Here is a 17,153-nt window from a genome sequence, read left to right as displayed (position 1 = left end):
CGTTATTCGCCCTACCGCTTGCTCCCTCCCCGTGCAGGGCGAATAACCGCCTCGCGGTTATCCGCCGCCTCGGCAGGCGTTTCGGCGGATAACGCCTGAGGCGTTATTCGCCCTACCGCTTGCTCCCTCCCCGTGTAGGGCGAATAACCGCTACGCGGTTATCCGCCGCCTCGGCGGGGCAGGCCCGGGATCAGCCCTTGAGGGCGGCGGCGAACTCGGCCAGCCAAGGCTCGGCGTCGGTCTCGGGGGTAACGGTTTCGCTGGCATCCAGGCGCAGCATCGGCAGCACTTCGCGCACGCCCAGTTCGCCGAACAGTTCGCGAACCTGCTCGCCGCCACCGCAGAACGTGTCGCCGTAGCTCGAATCGCCCAGGCCGATGACCCCGCCCGGCAGGCCGTGCCAGGCCGGCAGTTGGTCGCGGATCGCGTAGTACAGCGGTTGCAGGTTGTCCGGCAGTTCGCCCATGCCGGTGGTCGAGGTCACCACCAGGAATGCCTCGGGGGCGAAGGCCTTGAGTTCGTCGAGGCTGGCGCGGGGCAGATGGGAGGCCTCGAGGCCGGCCGCGGACAGCAATTTCTGGGCGTGCCGGGCGACTTCTTCGGCGGTGCCGTAGACCGAGCCGGAGAGAATGGCGACTTTCATGAACACTCCGTAAGCCAACAGGGGTAAGCCGGGCATTATGCCGCATGCGTTCGCCGAGCGGGACGCACCGAATCAATGCAGACAGGCTGCAAAAGCACCATTTCGGTGCGCACCCTATCATCGGGATGTCATCGCGCTGCCGTAGACACGGCAGCGAACCTTCGCCACCACGCCGGGAACGATCCTTGCCTGTCCTCCGACGCAGCCCACCACCCCCGGCGCTGCGCCGTTGTCCGAGGGCGCCCACGAAGCGCGCTCAACCGTTCCAGGAGATACACGATGTCTACCGCTCCCGTTACCCTGCTGGTGGCCCGCCGCGTCGCCGCCGGCCGTTACCGCGACTTCCTCGCCTGGCAGCGCGAAGGCGAAGCCCTCGCCGCCGACTTCCCCGGCTACCTCGGCTCCGGGGCGCTGGCGCCGCCCGCCGGCGGAGACGAATTCCAGATGATCTTTCGCTTCGCCGACGACGCCACCCTCGCCGCCTGGGCCCACTCCGCCTCGCGCCAGGCCTGGCTCGAACGCGGCCAGGGACTCTTCGACGAACCGCGCGAGCGCCGCGCCCACGGACTCGCCGCCTGGTTCGACGACAACCGCAAACCGCCGCGCTGGAAGCAGAGCGTGGCGATCTGGCTGGCGTTCTTCCCGGTCTCGCTGGCCTTCAACCTCGGCGCCGGCCCCTACCTCGGCGAGCTGTCGCTGGCCGCGCGGGTGCTGCTCAGCACCCTGGTCCTCACCCCGTTGATGACCTACTGGTTCATCCCTCTCTCCAGCCGCCTGCTCGCCCCCTGGCTGCACCGCCGCCCGCAGCGCGCCGCCAGCCTGCCGGAAGCGCACTGACGGCTTGCTGCCCACCCCGGCGGGGTGGGCCGTAGCGCAAGGCTTTGCCCGACTGGCTCAGTCGGGTACCCTGCATCCATCCGATTCCCTTCGCCTGCTGTGAGAGTCCCATGGCGACAGCCCCGATCCTGATCACCGGCGCCAGCCAGCGTGTCGGCCTGCATTGCGCCCGCCGCCTGCTGGCCGACGGCGAGTCGGTGATCGTCAGCTACCGCAGCGAACGCCCGGCGCTGGACGAACTGCGCCAGGCCGGCGCGCTGACCCTGCACGCCGACTTCGCCAGCGAGGCCGGCATCTTCGCCTTCATCGGGGCCCTCCGACAGCATACCGACAGCCTGCGAGCGATCGTCCACAACGCCTCGGACTGGGTCGCCGAGACGCCCGGCCACGAAGCCGAGGCGTTCCAGCAACTGTTCAGCGTGCACATGCTCGCGCCCTACCTGATCAACCTGCACTGCGCCGAGCTGCTGGAACGCTCGCAGCCTGCCGACATCGTTCACCTCACCGACGACGTGGCGCGCAAGGGCAGCGCCCGGCGTATCGCCTACTGCGCGAGCAAGGCCGGGCTGGACAACCTGACCCTGTCGTTCGCCGCGCGCTTCGCGCCGAGGATCAAGGTCAACGCCATTTCACCGGCACTGGTGATGTTCAACGACGGGGACGACGCCGAATACCGCGCCCGCACCCTGGCGAAATCCGCCCTCGGCATCGAACCGGGGCCGGAAGTCATCTACCAGAGCCTTCGCTACCTGTTGGACAACCCCTACGTCACCGGGACCACCCTGACCGTGAACGGCGGCCGCCACGTCAAGTGAGGCGCCAAGGACCCCTTATGAACCCAGCACTTTCCCAGCATTACCGGGAGATCCTCGTCGGTCTCGGCGAAGACCCGCAGCGCGAAGGCCTGCTCGACACCCCGAAGCGCGCGGCCAAGGCCATGCAGTACCTCTGCCACGGCTATGGCCAGACCCTGGAGGAAATCGTCAACGGCGCGCTGTTCGCCTCGGACAACGATGAAATGGTCATCGTCCGCGACATCGAGCTGTACTCCCTGTGCGAACACCACCTCCTGCCCTTCATCGGCAAGGCTCATGTGGCGTACATTCCCACCGGCAAGGTGCTCGGCCTGTCGAAGGTGGCGCGGATCGTCGACATGTTCGCCCGCCGCCTGCAGATCCAGGAGAACCTCACCCGGCAGATCGCCGAGGCGGTCCGCCAGGTGACCAGCGCCGCTGGCGTGGCGGTAGTGATCGAGGCCCAGCACATGTGCATGATGATGCGCGGGGTGGAGAAGCAGAACTCGCAGATGTTCACCTCGGTGATGCTCGGCGCGTTCCGCGACTCGAACACCACCCGCCAGGAATTTCTGCAATTGATCGGAAGGAGCAAGTGACATGCCGCGACTGGAACCGGGAATGGCGCGAATCCGCGTCAAGGACCTGCGCCTGCGCACCTTCATCGGGATCAAGGAGGAGGAAATCCTCAACAAGCAGGACGTGCTGATCAACCTGACCATCCTCTACCCGGCCGCGGACGCCGTGGAGGTCAACGACATCGAGCACGCGCTGAACTACCGCACCATCACCAAGGCGATCATCCGCCACGTCGAGGAGAACCGCTTCGCCCTGCTCGAACGGATGACCCAGGAAATCCTCGACCTGGTGATGGAGAACCCGGCGGTGCGCTACGCCGAGGTGGAAGTGGACAAGCCGCACGCGCTGCGCTTCGCCGAGTCGGTCTCGATCACCCTCGCCGGCCATCGCTGAGGCGGCCGACGAGCGAACCGCGCGAAGACGCGCACAAGCGTTGCCCGCCGGCCGCGCCAACTCTTATCATCGCCGGACCTGGCCCTGTGCCTTCACCCTGCCCCGAGCCATCGTCGAGAAACACCGCCATGACCGCAGCCAACCTCACCGAACAGCAACGCCTGGAACTCGAAGCCGCCGCCTTCCGCACCCTGGTCCATCATTTGCAGACCCGCAAGGACGTGCAGAACATCGACCTGATGAACCTCGCCGGTTTCTGCCGCAACTGCCTGTCCAAGTGGTACAAGGCCGCCGCCGACGACCTCGGGGTGGAAGTCAGCAATGACCAGGCCCGCGAAGAGATCTACGGCATGCCCTATGCCGAGTGGAAAGCCAAGTACCAGAAAGAAGCGAGCCCGGAACAACAGGCCGCCTTCGCCAAGAGCCAGGGCAACGCCTGAGGCCACCGGGCCCCTTGCCAACCCTGCCCCAGACACCATGAGCCTGTTTCGATGACCCTGACCGACTTCCGCGCGCGTCTGCGCAGCGAACACCACCTGTTCACCGACACCCTGGCGTTCATCGCCGAGCACTACAGCTACACGCCGAGCGCCTTCGACAACGGCAGCGTGAGCAACCCGGCCGGGCAGAACGAAGGTTCCTGCAAGACCCTGGGCTTCGCCATCCTCGAGGGCCTCAGCCTCGAGGAAACCCTGCTGGCCTTCGGCGAGCACTACCGTGCGGTGCGCGACAACCCGGAAGGCGACGACCACGCCAACATCCGCGCCCTGCAACAGACCGGCCTGGCCGGCGTGCATTTCGAGCGCCAGCCCCTGTCGCGCCGGGGCTGAGAAGTCCCGGTCGCCCCCACGGCGGATAACCGCGAGCGGTTATTCGCCCTACCGACCGCTCCATAGCGACCCACGCCAGCCGTCGCCACCGGCCGGCCTTGCCGATACGCGACGAAAAAAGGCGGGGCCCCATCGGGGTCCCCGCCCTTCTCGCCGCCGCAAGCGCGGCGCAGCCAGCGTCACAGCTTGGCGATGGAGACCTCGGTGGACTTGACGAAGGCGATCACTTCGCTACCGATGGCCAGCTCCAGTTCCTTCACCGAACGCGTGGTGATCACCGAAGTGACGATCCCGGCGGCGGTCTGCACGTCGATCTCGGAGAGCACCGGCCCTTCGATGATTTCCTTCACGGTGCCCTTGAACTGGTTACGAACGTTGATGGCTTTGATGGTCATGGCGTTTCTCCTGGGGGGATTCGGAACGAGGCATGGTTGCTTAGAGCGCCCAGCGCAGTTGCGTGGGCAGGGGTGAAACGGGCTCGGGTTGCGGCGGCAGCTCCGGCTGCGCCAGCACCCGGTTGAGCACTTCGGCTTCCAGCGCGGCCAGTCGCGCCGAGCCACGCGAGCGCGGCCGGGGCAATTCCACCGGCAGGTCGAGGCCGATCTCGCCGTCCTCGATGAGGATCACCCGGTCGGCCACCGCCACCGCCTCGCTGACGTCGTGGGTGACCAGCAGGACGGTGAAACCGTGTTCGCGCCAGAGTCCTTCGATCAGTTGCTGCATCTCGATCCGGGTCAGCGCATCGAGCGCGCCGAGCGGCTCGTCGAGCAACAGCAGGCGCGGCTCGTGGATCAGCGCGCGAGCCAGCGCGACGCGCTGCTTCTGCCCGCCGGACAGGGCCGCCGGCCACTCGTTGGCACGCTCGGCCAGGCCGACCGCCCGCAGCGCCTGCAGGGCCTTCGCCCGCCAGTCGCCGCGCAGGCCAAGGCCGACGTTGTCGATCACCCGCTTCCACGGCAGCAGGCGCGAGTCCTGGAACATCAGCCGGGTGTCCTCGCGGGCCTCGGCCAGCGCCGCCGAGCCGGCCAGCAACTCGCCGCGGCTGGGCTGGTCGAGGCCGGCCAGCAGGCGCAGCAAGGTGCTCTTGCCGCAGCCGCTGCGGCCAACGATAGCGACGAACTGCCCGGCCGGAACCAGCAGGTCGATGTCCTTGAGCACCTCGCGCTCGCCGAAGCGCCGCGCCACTCCGCGCAGGGCCAGCGGTATACCGCGCTTGAGGCGCTGCGGAGTGCCGCCAAGGGCGGCGTTGTGGGCATTCATGCGCCACCTCCCTTGACCTGGTAGGCCGGGTGCCAGCGTAGCCAGACGCGTTCCAGGCCGCGGGCGGCGAGGTCGGCGAGCTTGCCGAGGACGGCATAGAGCAGGATCGCCAGGACCACCACGTCGGTCTGCAGGAACTCGCGGGCGTTCATCGCCAGGTAACCGATGCCGGAGCTGGCGGAAATGGTCTCGGCGACGATCAGGGTCAACCACATGAAGCCGAGGGCGAAGCGCACCCCGACCAGGATCGACGGCAGCGCGCCGGGCAGGATCACCTGGCGGAACAGGGCGAAGCCGGACAACCCGTAGCTGCGCGCCATCTCCAGCAGGCCGGGGTCGATGCCGCGGATGCCGTGGTAGGTGTTCAGGTAGATCGGGAACAGCGTGCCGAGGGCGACCAGGAAGATCTTCGCCGACTCGTCGATGCCGAACCACAGGATCACCAGCGGGATCAGCGCCAGGTGCGGCACGTTGCGGATCATCTGCACCGAACTGTCGAGGAAGCGTTCGCCCCACTTCGACAGGCCGGTGACGAAGCCCAGCACCAGGCCGATGGCGCCGCCGATGAGAAAGCCGATCGCCGCGCGCCAGCCGCTGATCGCCAGGTGCTGCCAGATCTCGCCGCTGCGCAGCAGCGCCCAGCCGGCCTCGAGTACGGCGCTGGGCGCGGGGAGGATGCGGCTGGACAGCCAGCCGAACTCAACCGCCGCCTGCCACACCGCCAGCAGGACCAGCGGCAGCGCCCAGGGCGCCAGGCGCTCGGCCAGTCGTTTGGAAATGCTCATGTCGTTCGCTCCGACCGCTCTCAACTCTGCGCGGCCTGCCGGGGCAGGATGTCGTTGGCCACCATCTCGCCGAACGGGCTGACATAGCCGCGTCCCTCGGGCTGCGCCGGGCGCTGCACGTCGAGGTGCGGGAACAGCAGTTCGGCGACCCGGTAGGACTCTTCCAGGTGCGGATAGCCGGAGAAGATGAAGGTATCGATGCCCAGCTCGGCGTACTCCCTGACCCGCGCCGCCACCGTCGGCCCGTCGCCGACCAGCGCGGTGCCGGCGCCGCCGCGCACCAGGCCGACGCCGGCCCAGAGATTGGGGCTGACTTCCAGGTTGTCGCGCGAACCGCCGTGCAGCGCGGCCATGCGTTGCTGGCCGACCGAGTCGAAGCGCGCCAGGGAAGCCTGGGCGCGGGCGATGGTGTCGTCGTCGAGGTGCGCGATCAGGCGATCGGCGGCCTGCCAGGCTTCCTCGCTGGTCTCGCGGACGATCACGTGCAGGCGGATCCCGAAGCGCACCTGGCGGCCCTGGCGGGCGGCCTTCTCGCGTACCTGGGCGATCTTCTCGGCAACCGCCGCCGGCGGCTCGCCCCAGGTCAGGTACAGCTCGACCTGCTCGGCGGCGAGGTCCTGGGCGGCCTCCGAGGAGCCGCCGAAGTACAGCGGCGGACGCGGCTGCTGCAACGGCGGATAGAGCAGTTTGGCGCCCTTCACCTGGATGTGCTTGCCGGCGTAGTCGACGGTCTCGCCCTCCAGCACGCGACGCCAGATGCGGGTGAATTCGACCGAGGCCTCGTAGCGTTCGGCGTGGCTCAGGTGCAGGCCGTCGCCAGCCAGTTCGTCGGGATCGCCGCCGGTGACCAGGTTGAACAGCGCGCGGCCGTTGGACAGCCGGTCCAGGGTCGCCGCCTGGCGCGCGGCGACGGTCGGCGAAATGATCCCGGGACGCAGCGCGACGAGGAACTTCAGGCGCTGGGTTACCGGGATCAGCGAGGCGGCGACCAGCCAGGAGTCCTCGCAGGAACGTCCGGTGGGGATCAGTACGCCGCCGAAGCCCAGGCGGTCGGCGGCCTGGGCGATCTGCTGCAGGTAGCCGTGGTCGACGGCACGGGCGCCCTGGGTGGTGCCCAGGTAGTGGCCGTCGCCGTGGGTGGGAAGGAACCAGAAAATCTCGAGGCTCATCGCAATTGACTCCAGGGTGAGCGCGCCGGCGTGGCGTAGCCGCGCGATGATCGTGTCGGTATGTGGGCGGTACGGGCTCAGGGTGCGCTGGCGACCTTGCCGGCCGGTGGCGTCCAGATCACGTCCTTGATGCTCAGCGGTTTGGGAATCAGCTTCAGCTGGGTGAAGGTGTCGGCGATCTTCTGCTGCGCCTCGACCACCGCCGGGGTGATCAACTGCGCGCCGTAGCCCTGGCGCTTCACCGCGGTAAGGGTGATGTCGGCGGGCAGCCCGAGCAGCGGCGCGACCTGCTCGGTCACCTGCTGCGGGTTGGCCCGCGACCAGTCGCCGACCTGGCGGATCTCGTCCACCAGCTTGTCGAGCACCTGCGGATGCCGTTGCGCGTAAGTCCGGGTGGCGAGGTAGAACTGGTGGTTGTCGACCAGCTCGCGACCATCCACCAGGACCCGCGCGGACAACTGCTTCTCGGCGGCGGCCTGGTAGGGGTCCCAGATCACCCAGGCGTCGACGCTGTGACGCTCGAAGGCGGCGCGGGCGTCGGCCGGCGGCAGGTAGACGGGTTGGATGTCGCTGTACTTCAGGCCGGCCTGCTCGAGGGCGCGGACCAACAGGTAATGCACGTTGGAGCCCTTGTTCAGGGCGACTTTCCTGCCCTTCAGCTCGGCCACCGACCGAATCGGCGAGTCCTTCGGCAGGAGGATCGCCTCGCTGGTCGGCGCCGGCGGTTCGTAGGCCACGTAGAGCAGGTCGGCGCCGGCGGCCTGGGCGAATACCGGCGGGGTTTCGCCGGTCACGCCGAAGTCGATGCTGCCGACATTGAGTCCCTCGAGCAGTTGCGGGCCACCGGGAAACTCGGTCCATTGCACCTTCACGCCGTCTTCGGCGAGACGTTTCTCCAGGGTGCCGCGGGCCTTGAGCAGGACCAGGGTGCCGTATTTCTGGTAGCCGATCCGCAGGGTGTTGGCCGACTTCTCGTCGGCCTGAACGCCGTAGGACAGGGCCGCCACCAGCAGGGCCGCCAGTCCACGACGCAAAGCGATGGTGCGCATGGCGCTCTCCTTTGTCGTTGTGGGTGCCGAACCTGCCGCGCCGTTGACGGAACAGTGAGGTCGTCGTGTGTGCGTTGTGCAATCGGGCCGCGGCGCGCGTGCGCTGGCGGCGGACGGATCAGATGCTCCAGCGGGCGTTCACCAGGCGCTCGTTGAGCAACTGCGGGTCGATCGGCTGCGGCCGTCGCGAGAGGGCCAGGTGGAAGGTTTCCAGGGCGTTTTCCAGGCGCTGCTCGAGGACCGGTTCCAGGCGCGCCGGGTCGCTCTCGGTGGCGTAGGCGATCTGCTTGTCCACGGCGAATACGCCATGCAGTACCTCCTGGGCCTTGAGCGCGGCCAGGACCGGCTTCAATGCATAGTCCACGGCCAGCATGTGCGCGCTGCTGCCACCGGTAGCGAACGGCAGCACCACCTTGTGCTCCAGGGCGCGCTCGGGCAACAGGTCGAGCAGGACCTTCAGCGCGCCGGAAAACGAGGCCTTGTACACCGGGGTGGCGACCAGCAGGCCGTCGGCGCGGCCGATCTGCTCGGCCAGCGCCAGTACCGGCGGACTGTCGAGCCGGGCACGCAGCAGGTCCTCGGCGGGAAAATCCAGCACCTGGTGGCTGGCCACCTCGACGCCGCGACGGCTCAGCCAGTCCCTGGCACGCTCCAGCAACACCCCGGAGCGGGAGCGTACGCTGGGACTTCCGGCGATGGAAACGACGAGCATGGGGGGATTCCTTATAACCGGAAAACAGAATATTCGTTTGGCTTGCTAACCAAGTTGCATAGACCTTAACAGGCGGCCTCATATTCCAATAAATGTTTTTTATTCATTTATTTATTCCATAAAGCATATAAGAACCCGGTTCGGGGTCTTGCCTCAGAGCACGTGCGCCCGCTGCATTTCGGTCAGGGCCTCGCCGCGCAAGTAGGCCAGCTCCACCGCCCGGCGATCGCGGGGACGCGCCAGCGGTACGTGGAACTCGCGGCGGATGTGTCCGGGACGGCCGCCCATCAGCAGCACGCGGTCGGCGAGATAGAACGCCTCGTCGAGATCGTGGGTGACCAGCAGGACGCTGATCTCGTAGTTCTGCACCACGTCCTGCAGCAGGTCCTGGAGGCGCATGCGGGTGAAGGCGTCGACCGCGCTGAACGGCTCGTCGAGCAACAGCACCTGCGGCCGTCCGTAGAGACCGCGGGCGATCGCCGCGCGCTGCGCCATGCCGCCGGACAGTTGCTTGGGCAGCAATCCTCCGCAGCCGGCCAGTCCGACATCGGCGAGCAGGCGCTCGACCCAGTGCTCGTCCTCCAGCCAGCCGTCGGCGAAACCGACGTTCTGCGCCACCGTCAGCCAGGGCAACAGGCGCGGCTCCTGGAACACCACGCCGATTCCGCCGCTGCGGCCGTTCTCGCCGTCCGGGCCGAAGCCGAGGATCGGGTTGCGTTCGACAGTGCCCTGGAAGTCATCGTCCAGTCCGGCGGCGATCCGCAGCAGGGTGCTCTTGCCGCAACCACTGGGGCCGAGCAGGCTGACCACCTCGCCGGGCGCCAGCGACAGCGCCACGCCCTCCAGCACCCGCGTATCGCCATAGGCCTTGCGAATCTCCAGCAGGTCGAGCAGGCCGCTCATGCGCCGCCCTCCCCGTCGAAGCTGTCGCGCCAGCGCAGGGCCCGGCGCTCCAGCGAGCGGAGCAGGCCATCGCTGAGCTTGCCGAGGGCCGCCAGGACCAGGATCGCGGCGATCACCAGGTCCGGACGCGAGGTTTCCCGACCGTCACTGAGCAGGTAGCCGAGGCCCTGGGTGGCGGCGATCAGCTCCGCCGCGACGAGGAACATCCAGCTCAGGCTGAGCGCCCCGCGCAGGCCGGTGAACAGGTTCGGCAGCGCCGCCGGAAGGAGGATGCGGCGGACCAGGGCGAAGCGCGACAAACGGTAGAGCCGCCCCAGTTCCACCCACTTGCGATCGACCCCGCGTACCCCGGCGACCAGCGCGAGGTAGACCGGGAAGAAGGCGCCGAGGGCGATGAGGACGATCTTCGGCGTCTCGTCGATGCCGAACCAGAGCAGCAGCAGGGGCACCCAGGCCAGGCTGGGGATCGCCCGCAGGGCCTGGAAGCTCGGCTCCAGGTAGGCTTCGGCGCGACGACTGAGACCGACCCAGGTACCGACCACCAGGGCCAGGCCGCTGCCGATCGCGAAGCCGGCGGCGACCCGCGCCAGGCTCGCGCCGACATGCCCCCACAGCTCGCCGCGAGCCAGTTCCACCAGGGTCAGCAGGATGCCGCTCGGCGCCGGCATCTGGTAGGCCGGCAGCCAGCCCAGGCGCACCAGCGCCTCCCACGACGATAGTGCCAGCAGCGGCAAGGCCCAGGCCCGCCAGGCGCCCGGCACGCGCAGTCGCCACGCCCGGCGCGAGACTCGCCGGGCCAGTCGCAGGCTCTGGCTGACCATGGCTCAGGGCTCCGTGCGCGCCAACGGGACACCGCCGATGACCTCGGCGGCCCACTGCGGCGCGATCAGTTCGTCGACCACCTTCTGCACGTCCACGCCCGGCCGCACCAGGCGCTCGTCCGCCAGGATCGGCGCCGCGGCCTTGAGCGCGGCGACCTGTTCGGCGCCCGGCAGCGGCTGGCTGAAATCGGTGCGCGACAGTTGCAGGCGAGCCACTTCCAGCGGCAGGCCGGCTTCCTCGGCAAGCAGTTGCGCGGCCTCGTCGGGATGCCCGATCACCCAGTGGCGCGCCTGCTCGTAGGCCGCCAGCACCTGGCGGATCAGTTGCGGATGGCGTTCGGCGAAATCCTCGCGGACATTGAGCACGCCGTAGCTGTTGAAGCCGAGGTTGCGGTAGAGCAGCCGCGAGCCGGCCTGCAACTCGCTGGCCGCCATGTGCGGATCGAGTCCGGCCCAGGCGTCGACCTGGCCCTTCTCCAGGGCTACCCGGCCGTCGGGATGCTGCAGGTGGACGATACGCAGGTCGTTCTTGTCCAGGCCTACGCTGTGCAGGCTGCGGAGCAGGAACAGGTAGGGATCGGTGCCCTTGGTGGCAGCCACCTTGCGCCCCTTGAGCTCGGCGAGGCTGCGGATCGGCGAATCCTTGCGCACCAGCAGCGCGGTCCACTCCGGGCGGCTGGCGACGTATACGGTACGTACCGGGCTGCCGTTGGCCCGCGCGAGTACCGCGGCGAGGCCGGCGGTCGAGGCAAAATCGACGCTGCCGGCGTTGAGGTACTCCAGGGAACGGTTGCTGCCCTGGCTGAACACCCAGCGCACCCGGGTGCCGCTGCCGTCCAGGCTTTTCTCCAGCCAGCCGAACTTCCTGAGCGCCAGGCTGGTGGGGGCGTAGTAGGCATAGTCGAGACGGATTTCAGCGGGGGCGGCGGCCTCTGCCGCGGGAAACACGGCAAGAACGGCGAGCAGGGCCAGCCAGGCCCGGCAGCGACGGAGAGCGGCGATCATGCGTCTGCTCCTGGAAGGAGGTGGATGAGCGAGCCTTCTCCCCGTCTGGCGGGCAAGTCAGAGCCGGTTTCGGAAATGGATGGCGGATAAAAAGCGTCGCGGCGACGCGCTGGCGCACATAAAAAAGAGGGCCGGTCGAAACCGGCCAAAAACCCTGCTCGTGGCTAAACAGCGTTGCATGACGGCACGCACCGTCGAATAAAAGGTCCCGCCTGCCGTGCCTGCCCATGCAGGCGGGACGAATCCGGCCTCAGCGGTTGGGCTGGGGCGTCAGGCGCAGGTAGGGCTTCACCGCGCGGTAGCCTTTGGGGAAACGCCGCTTGATCTCTTCCTCGTCCTTCAGCGAAGGCACGATTACCACCTCGTCGCCGTCCTCCCAGTTGGCCGGCGTGGCGACCTTGTGCTCGTCGGTCAGTTGCAGCGAATCGATCACCCGGAGGATCTCGTTGAAATTGCGCCCGGTGCTCGCCGGGTAGGTGATGATCAGGCGCACCTTCTTGTTCGGGTCGATGATGAACAGCGAACGCACGGTCAGCGTGTCGTTGGCGTTCGGGTGGATCAGGTCGTAGAGTTCGGAAACCTTGCGGTCGGCGTCGGCGATGATCGGGAAATTGACCCGGGTGTCCTGGGTCTCGTTGATATCGTCGATCCACTTCAGGTGCGACTCCACCGGATCCACCGACAGCGCCAGGACCTTGACCCCGCGCTGGGCGAACTGGTCCTTGAGCTTGGCGGTGAAACCCAGCTCGGTGGTGCACACCGGGGTGAAGTCGGCGGGGTGGGAGAACAGCACGCCCCAGCTGTCGCCCAGCCACTCGTGGAGGCGGATGCGCCCTTCGCTGGAGTCCTGTTCGAAATCGGGGGCGATGTCGCCGAGTCTGAGGCTCATGGGGTCACTCCTTGTTCGTGTTGGAGCCCACTATGCCCAAGGCCGGCTGACGTTAAAAAGAATAAATTCAGATTTTCTTATAACAAAAAATAGAATACCCAACCCTTCGCCTGGAAATCCGTCTCCTTTCGTCCGCCGGCCTGCCGCCCGGCCAACCCCCGCCTACACTGAAAACACCTTGGCCCGCTATCCAGGAGTCGCCGTCATGTTGGGGAAACGTTCCACCGATCCCACCCCGGCCACCCGCTTTCGCAGCGATCGCATAAGTTCGGTGAATGGGCAGTACTTCTTCTCCACCCGCGAAGGGACCCTGGAAGGTCCCTATTTCACCCGTTTCGACGCGGAGCGGGAAATCGACGCGTATATCCGCAGGATGCGCCAATCGGCGGAAATCCACGCGCCGGGTTCCCGCTGAAACGATACAGGCGCTGAATTTATTTCCCGGCGGCTGAAACGTTCAAGAAAGGGAAGGCAGGTATTCTCGGCGGAACGCCGAGGCAAATGTCACCGCATGTGAACGCACTCACATCGGGGGTGAGTTCCAGTATCATTCACCCGGTGAATACCTGCCATGTCGTGCGTATCCACGCTTCTCCACGTTTTCTAGCGGTAAATCCATGAAAAAAATCTTATTGATGCTTTTGTGCGTCAGCGTGCTGGGTTGCTCCAAAAACAGCGTCGAATCGGAAAAACCGGTCGACGTGCTCCTGATCGGTGGCGGCATCATGAGCGCCACCCTGGGTACCTATCTGAACGAACTGGAACCAGGCTGGACCATCGAGATGGTCGAGCGCCTGGACAAGGTCGCCGAAGAAAGCTCCAACGGCTGGAACAACGCGGGCACCGGTCACTCGGCGTTCTGCGAACTGAACTACACCAGCGAGGCCGCGGACGGCTCGATGGATATCAGCAAGGCGGTGGCGATCAACGAGAACTTCGAGATCTCCAAGCAGTTCTGGGCCTACCAGGTCGACCGCAAGGTGCTGAACGATCCGAAGTCGTTCATCAACAACGTCCCGCACATGAGCTTCGTCTGGGGCGACGACAACGTCGCCTTCCTCAAGAAGCGCCACGCCGCCCTGCAGCACAGCTCGCTGTTCCGCGGCATGGAGTACTCGGAAGACCCCGAGCAGATCAAGCAGTGGGTGCCGCTGGTGATGGAAGGCCGCGAGCCGGGGCAGAAGATCGCCGCCACGCGCATGTCGATCGGCACCGACGTCAACTTCGGCGAGATCACTCGCCAACTGGTGGGCTCGCTGTCGGCCAAGGACACCTTCAAGCTGCGCCTGCAACATGAGGTCCGCGACCTCAAGCGCAACGACGACAACACCTGGACCGTGACCATGGCCGACCTGGCCAATGGCGACAAGGAAACCAGCGTCAAGGCCAGGTTCGTCTTCATCGGCGCCGGCGGCGGCGCGCTGAAGCTGCTGCAGATGTCCGGCATCCCCGAGGCCGAAGGCTACGCCGGCTTCCCGGTGGGCGGTTCGTTCCTCGCCACCACCAACCCGGACGTGGTCAAGCGCCACCTGGCCAAGGTCTACGGCAAGGCTTCGGTGGGTTCGCCGCCGATGTCGGTGCCGCACCTCGACACCCGCATGATCGACGGCAAGCCGGTTCTGCTGTTCGGTCCGTTCGCCACCTTCTCCACCAAGTTCCTGAAGAACGGCTCGCTGTGGGACCTGCCGGGCTCGGTGACCAGCGGCAACATCGGCCCGATGTTCAACGCCGGCATCGACAACTTCGATCTCAGCCAGTACCTGATCGGCCAGTTGATGCTCAGCCAGGACGACCGCATGGCCTCGCTGCGCGAGTACTTCCCGGAAGCCCGCGACGAGGACTGGAAGCTGGTGCAGGCCGGCCAGCGCGTGCAGATCATCAAGAAGGACGCCGAGAAAGGCGGCGTACTGCAATTCGGCACCGAAGTGGTGACCGCAGCGGACGGCTCCGTCGCCGCCCTGCTCGGCGCCTCGCCGGGCGCCTCGACCGCCGCGCCGATCATGCTGTCGGTGCTGGAGAAGGCCTTCAAGGACAAGGTCGCTACTCCCGAGTGGCAGGCACGCCTGAAGGAAATCGTGCCGTCTTACGGGCGCAAGCTGAACAACGACATCGAGCTGACCAACAGCACCCGTGCCTGGAGCAGCGAGCGCCTGCAACTGATCCACGTGCCGGTACAGCCGGAGGCCTGATCGGCCACCGACGCGCGCGCATGAAAAAGCCCGGCAATAGCCGGGCTTTTTTGGGTTGGCGTTCGCCTTGCGGGGCGGCGCATCGGCGGATAACGCCGCTGGCGTTATTCGCCCTACCCGACAGGCAGCGCCGCCCACAAAGTCACTGCGGGCCGTAGGGCGAACAACCGCTCGCGGTTATCCGCCGGAACCTGCATGTCACCGATTGCGCCCTCCCGCGATATCACGCCCCTCCTTCGAGCCTGGCCAGGCGCTCCTCCAGCGCCGCCAGGCGCGTCTCCAGCTCGGCGATCCGCGCTTCCGCATCGGCCGACAGAGCGGCCGGCGCGGCGCGTTCCGGGTCGCTGCCCATCGCCTCCACGGCGGCCTCGAGGTCGGCCTGGCTGCCGAGCAGGTGCATGTAGCGCTCCTCGCGCTGCCCGGCGCGACGCTCCAGGTGCACGGCCAGGCCACGGCCGGCGAGGCGTTCCAGGTGGTGGCGGATCTGCTCGACGTCGTCGAAATCGTGCAGGCGGTTGCTGCGGGTGAGCAGTTCGTTGAGGGTCTGCGGACCACGCAGGAACAGCAGGCCGAGCAGCGCCACCTGTGGCGCCACCAATTCCAGGCCCTTGCCCAGGGTGTGCTCCCAGCGGTCGGCGCGGCTGCCCATCACCAGCCTGACCAGGCCGCGCCCCTCGAGCTGGCGCAGGCTCTGGCCGACCTGGCCGGGCGTGAGGTTCATCACCGGATCGCGGCTGGTCTTCTGGTTGCAGGCGAGGACCAGGGCATTGAGGGTCAGCGGATAGGTTTCCGGGGTGGTCGCCTGCTTCTCGACGAGGCTGCCGAGAATCCGTGCATCGACGGCGCTCAGCGGGTCGTCGACGAACGGCGAGTTGGGCTCGGTGGACATCGCTACATCCCTATGCAAGGAAAAAGGCGCCTAGCCTAGCGCGAGTCGCCGGGGATGGCACGGAGCGTCATGTAAATAAAACCCATGAGGCGAGCCCCGACCTGCGGGGCCCGCCGTCGCGCACGGGCTCAGCGTACGGCTTCGAACAGCCCGCTGGCGCCCATGCCGCCGCCGACGCACATGGTCACCACGCCGTAGCGCAGGTTGCGCCGGCGCAGTTCGCGGACCAGATGACCGACCTGGCGCGAGCCGGTCATGCCGAACGGGTGGCCGATGGCGATGGAGCCGCCATTGACGTTGTACTTCTCGTTGTCGATCTCCAGCCGGTCGCGGCAGTACAGGCACTGCGAGGCGAAGGCTTCGTTGAGTTCCCAGAGATCGACGTCGGCGATCTTCAGCCCCTTCGCCTTGAGCAGCTTCGGCACCGAGAACACCGGACCGATGCCCATTTCGTCCGGCTCGCAGCCGGCCACGGTGAAGCCACGGAAGAAGGCCTTCGGCTCCAGGCCCAGCGCCAGCGCTTTCTCCAGGCTCATCAGCAGGGTCATCGAGGCGCCGTCGGAGAGTTGCGAGGCGTTGCCGGCGGTGACCGAACCGTCCTCGGCGAACGCCGGCTTCAGCGAGGCCAGGCCTTCGAGGGTGGTGTCCGGGCGGTTGCAGTCGTCGCGGTCGACCACTCCATCGAGCACCTGCTTCTCGCCGCTGGCCTTGTCCTCCACCGCGTAGCGGGTGGTCATCGGCACGATCTCGTCGGCGAACAGCCCGTCCGCCTGGGCTCGCGCCATCCGCTGCTGGCTCTGCAGGGCGTAGGCGTCCTGGGCCTCGCGGGTGATGCCGTAGCGACGGGCGACGATCTCGGCGGTCTGCCCCATGGGGTAGTAGATGCCCGGCACCTCCCTTTGCAGCAGCGGGTTCACCAGGTGGTCGGTGTTGACGCTCTTCAGGGTCAGGGTGATCGACTCGACGCCGCCGGCGACGATCACCTCGCTGCAACCGGAAGCGATCTGGTTGGCGGCGATGGCGATCGCCTGCAGGCCGGAGGAACAGTAGCGGTTGAGGGTCATCCCCGGCACCTGGATGCCGAGGCCGGAGAGCACCGCCACGTTGCGCCCGATGTTGTGGCCCTGGGCGCCTTCGTTGGAGCCGGCGCCAACGATGCAGTCATCCACCAGCAGCGGGTCGAGGTCGTTGCGCGCCAGCAGCGCGTCGACGCAGTGGGCGGCCATGTCGTCCGGCCGGGTCAGGTTGAACTTGCCGCGGAAGGACTTGGCCAGGCCGGTCCGGACGCTGTCGACGATCACCACTTCACGCATGGGGGTACCCTCGCTGTTATTGTCGGTCGGCCGCCGGGGCAGCGGCCGGATCGAGCGAGGATAAGGCGAGGCAATCGCGCGAGGCACCGATCA

The 17,153-nt window shown here is 67.2% G+C and carries 21 protein-coding genes; 8 read left to right on the top strand and 13 right to left on the bottom strand.

From position 1 onward, the window contains the following. Nucleotides 1-190: 190 nt before the first annotated feature. Nucleotides 191-643 (bottom strand): flavodoxin, encoded by a 453-nt coding sequence (locus HMPREF2716_RS27495; protein WP_003102319.1) that lies wholly within the window; start codon nucleotides 641-643, stop codon nucleotides 191-193. Nucleotides 644-922: 279 nt separating this feature from the next. Here HMPREF2716_RS27495 and HMPREF2716_RS27490 point away from each other — a divergent pair, with 279 nt between their 5' ends. The 6 genes from HMPREF2716_RS27490 to HMPREF2716_RS27465 all read left to right on the top strand — a co-directional run bounded on the left by HMPREF2716_RS27490 (nucleotide 923) and on the right by HMPREF2716_RS27465 (nucleotide 4,076). After that, on the top strand, nucleotides 923-1,480 hold the full coding sequence (locus tag HMPREF2716_RS27490; RefSeq protein ID WP_003102317.1) for a putative antibiotic biosynthesis monooxygenase: 558 nt from the start codon (nucleotides 923-925) through the stop codon (nucleotides 1,478-1,480). Nucleotides 1,481-1,590: 110 nt separating this feature from the next. Beyond that, the gene (gene folM, locus HMPREF2716_RS27485) at nucleotides 1,591-2,295 is read left to right on the top strand and encodes a dihydromonapterin reductase (protein ID WP_003091895.1); all 705 of its coding nucleotides are present in this window, start codon (nucleotides 1,591-1,593) and stop codon (nucleotides 2,293-2,295) included. Between the two features lie 17 nt (nucleotides 2,296-2,312). After that, nucleotides 2,313-2,873 (top strand): GTP cyclohydrolase I FolE, encoded by a 561-nt coding sequence (folE, locus tag HMPREF2716_RS27480; RefSeq protein WP_003091896.1) that lies wholly within the window; start codon nucleotides 2,313-2,315, stop codon nucleotides 2,871-2,873. Between the two features lies 1 nt (nucleotide 2,874). Further along, entirely contained in the window at nucleotides 2,875-3,246 is a 372-nt protein-coding gene (gene folX, locus HMPREF2716_RS27475; RefSeq protein WP_003091897.1) for a dihydroneopterin triphosphate 2'-epimerase, read from the top strand. Between the two features lie 128 nt (nucleotides 3,247-3,374). Further along, on the top strand, nucleotides 3,375-3,686 hold the full coding sequence (locus tag HMPREF2716_RS27470) for a DUF1244 domain-containing protein (RefSeq protein WP_003091898.1): 312 nt from the start codon (nucleotides 3,375-3,377) through the stop codon (nucleotides 3,684-3,686). A gap of 51 nt (nucleotides 3,687-3,737) precedes the next feature. Further along, complete coding sequence (locus HMPREF2716_RS27465; protein ID WP_003091899.1) at nucleotides 3,738-4,076, top strand: HopJ type III effector protein; 339 nt, start codon at nucleotides 3,738-3,740, stop codon at nucleotides 4,074-4,076. Between the two features lie 179 nt (nucleotides 4,077-4,255). Here HMPREF2716_RS27465 and HMPREF2716_RS27460 read toward each other — a convergent pair whose 3' ends face one another. From HMPREF2716_RS27460 to HMPREF2716_RS27415, 10 genes are all read right to left on the bottom strand, one after another. After that, nucleotides 4,256-4,471 (bottom strand): TOBE domain-containing protein, encoded by a 216-nt coding sequence (locus HMPREF2716_RS27460; protein WP_003091900.1) that lies wholly within the window; start codon nucleotides 4,469-4,471, stop codon nucleotides 4,256-4,258. Nucleotides 4,472-4,511: 40 nt separating this feature from the next. Continuing rightward, nucleotides 4,512-5,336, bottom strand: coding sequence for an aliphatic sulfonates ABC transporter ATP-binding protein (ssuB, locus tag HMPREF2716_RS27455; RefSeq protein WP_003102311.1), 825 nt, complete (start codon nucleotides 5,334-5,336; stop codon nucleotides 4,512-4,514). After that, the gene (ssuC, locus tag HMPREF2716_RS27450) at nucleotides 5,333-6,121 is read right to left on the bottom strand and encodes an aliphatic sulfonate ABC transporter permease SsuC (protein ID WP_003102309.1); all 789 of its coding nucleotides are present in this window, start codon (nucleotides 6,119-6,121) and stop codon (nucleotides 5,333-5,335) included. The genes ssuB and ssuC overlap by 4 nt, the downstream gene beginning before the upstream one ends. 20 nt (nucleotides 6,122-6,141) lie before the next feature. Then, the gene (gene ssuD, locus HMPREF2716_RS27445; protein ID WP_003091910.1) at nucleotides 6,142-7,290 is read right to left on the bottom strand and encodes an FMNH2-dependent alkanesulfonate monooxygenase; all 1,149 of its coding nucleotides are present in this window, start codon (nucleotides 7,288-7,290) and stop codon (nucleotides 6,142-6,144) included. A 77-nt stretch (nucleotides 7,291-7,367) separates the two neighbouring features. Next, nucleotides 7,368-8,339: a sulfonate ABC transporter substrate-binding protein gene (locus HMPREF2716_RS27440; protein ID WP_003117542.1), complete on the bottom strand. Its 972-nt coding sequence runs from the start codon at nucleotides 8,337-8,339 to the stop codon at nucleotides 7,368-7,370. 118 nt (nucleotides 8,340-8,457) lie between these two features. Further along, nucleotides 8,458-9,051 carry an NADPH-dependent FMN reductase gene (gene ssuE, locus HMPREF2716_RS27435; RefSeq protein WP_003091915.1) on the bottom strand — a complete coding sequence of 198 codons (594 nt, stop codon included), beginning with the start codon at nucleotides 9,049-9,051 and terminating at the stop codon, nucleotides 8,458-8,460. A gap of 153 nt (nucleotides 9,052-9,204) precedes the next feature. Continuing rightward, complete coding sequence (locus HMPREF2716_RS27430; RefSeq protein WP_003091922.1) at nucleotides 9,205-9,954, bottom strand: ABC transporter ATP-binding protein; 750 nt, start codon at nucleotides 9,952-9,954, stop codon at nucleotides 9,205-9,207. Next, complete coding sequence (locus tag HMPREF2716_RS27425) at nucleotides 9,951-10,775, bottom strand: ABC transporter permease (RefSeq protein WP_003102304.1); 825 nt, start codon at nucleotides 10,773-10,775, stop codon at nucleotides 9,951-9,953. The genes HMPREF2716_RS27430 and HMPREF2716_RS27425 overlap by 4 nt, the downstream gene beginning before the upstream one ends. Before the next feature lie 3 nt (nucleotides 10,776-10,778). Then, nucleotides 10,779-11,780, bottom strand: a complete 1,002-nt coding sequence (locus HMPREF2716_RS27420; RefSeq protein ID WP_003117540.1) for an aliphatic sulfonate ABC transporter substrate-binding protein — start codon at nucleotides 11,778-11,780, stop codon at nucleotides 10,779-10,781. A gap of 250 nt (nucleotides 11,781-12,030) precedes the next feature. Beyond that, entirely contained in the window at nucleotides 12,031-12,669 is a 639-nt protein-coding gene (locus HMPREF2716_RS27415; protein ID WP_003102302.1) for a peroxiredoxin, read from the bottom strand. Between the two features lie 205 nt (nucleotides 12,670-12,874). On the opposite strand from HMPREF2716_RS27415, the gene HMPREF2716_RS27410 reads away from it, so the two are divergent. Together HMPREF2716_RS27410 and HMPREF2716_RS27405 are read left to right on the top strand one after the other, a co-directional pair. After that, nucleotides 12,875-13,084, top strand: coding sequence for a DUF6316 family protein (locus tag HMPREF2716_RS27410; protein WP_003102301.1), 210 nt, complete (start codon nucleotides 12,875-12,877; stop codon nucleotides 13,082-13,084). A 202-nt stretch (nucleotides 13,085-13,286) separates the two neighbouring features. Continuing rightward, nucleotides 13,287-14,858, top strand: coding sequence for a malate:quinone oxidoreductase (locus HMPREF2716_RS27405; protein WP_003102300.1), 1,572 nt, complete (start codon nucleotides 13,287-13,289; stop codon nucleotides 14,856-14,858). 223 nt (nucleotides 14,859-15,081) lie between these two features. Here the strand turns inward: HMPREF2716_RS27405 and HMPREF2716_RS27400 are convergent, their stop codons facing one another. Next, the gene (locus tag HMPREF2716_RS27400) at nucleotides 15,082-15,747 is read right to left on the bottom strand and encodes a YceH family protein (protein WP_003091932.1); all 666 of its coding nucleotides are present in this window, start codon (nucleotides 15,745-15,747) and stop codon (nucleotides 15,082-15,084) included. A 128-nt stretch (nucleotides 15,748-15,875) separates the two neighbouring features. Next, nucleotides 15,876-17,060: a thiolase family protein gene (locus tag HMPREF2716_RS27395; protein WP_003102299.1), complete on the bottom strand. Its 1,185-nt coding sequence runs from the start codon at nucleotides 17,058-17,060 to the stop codon at nucleotides 15,876-15,878. Nucleotides 17,061-17,153 lie beyond the last annotated feature (93 nt).

This window comes from Pseudomonas sp. HMSC076A11, from assembly GCF_001810205.1.
Lineage (GTDB): Bacteria > Pseudomonadota > Gammaproteobacteria > Pseudomonadales > Pseudomonadaceae > Pseudomonas > Pseudomonas aeruginosa.
Note: the sequence above shows the minus strand (reverse complement) of the source record. Positions and strands in the feature narration are given on the sequence as shown.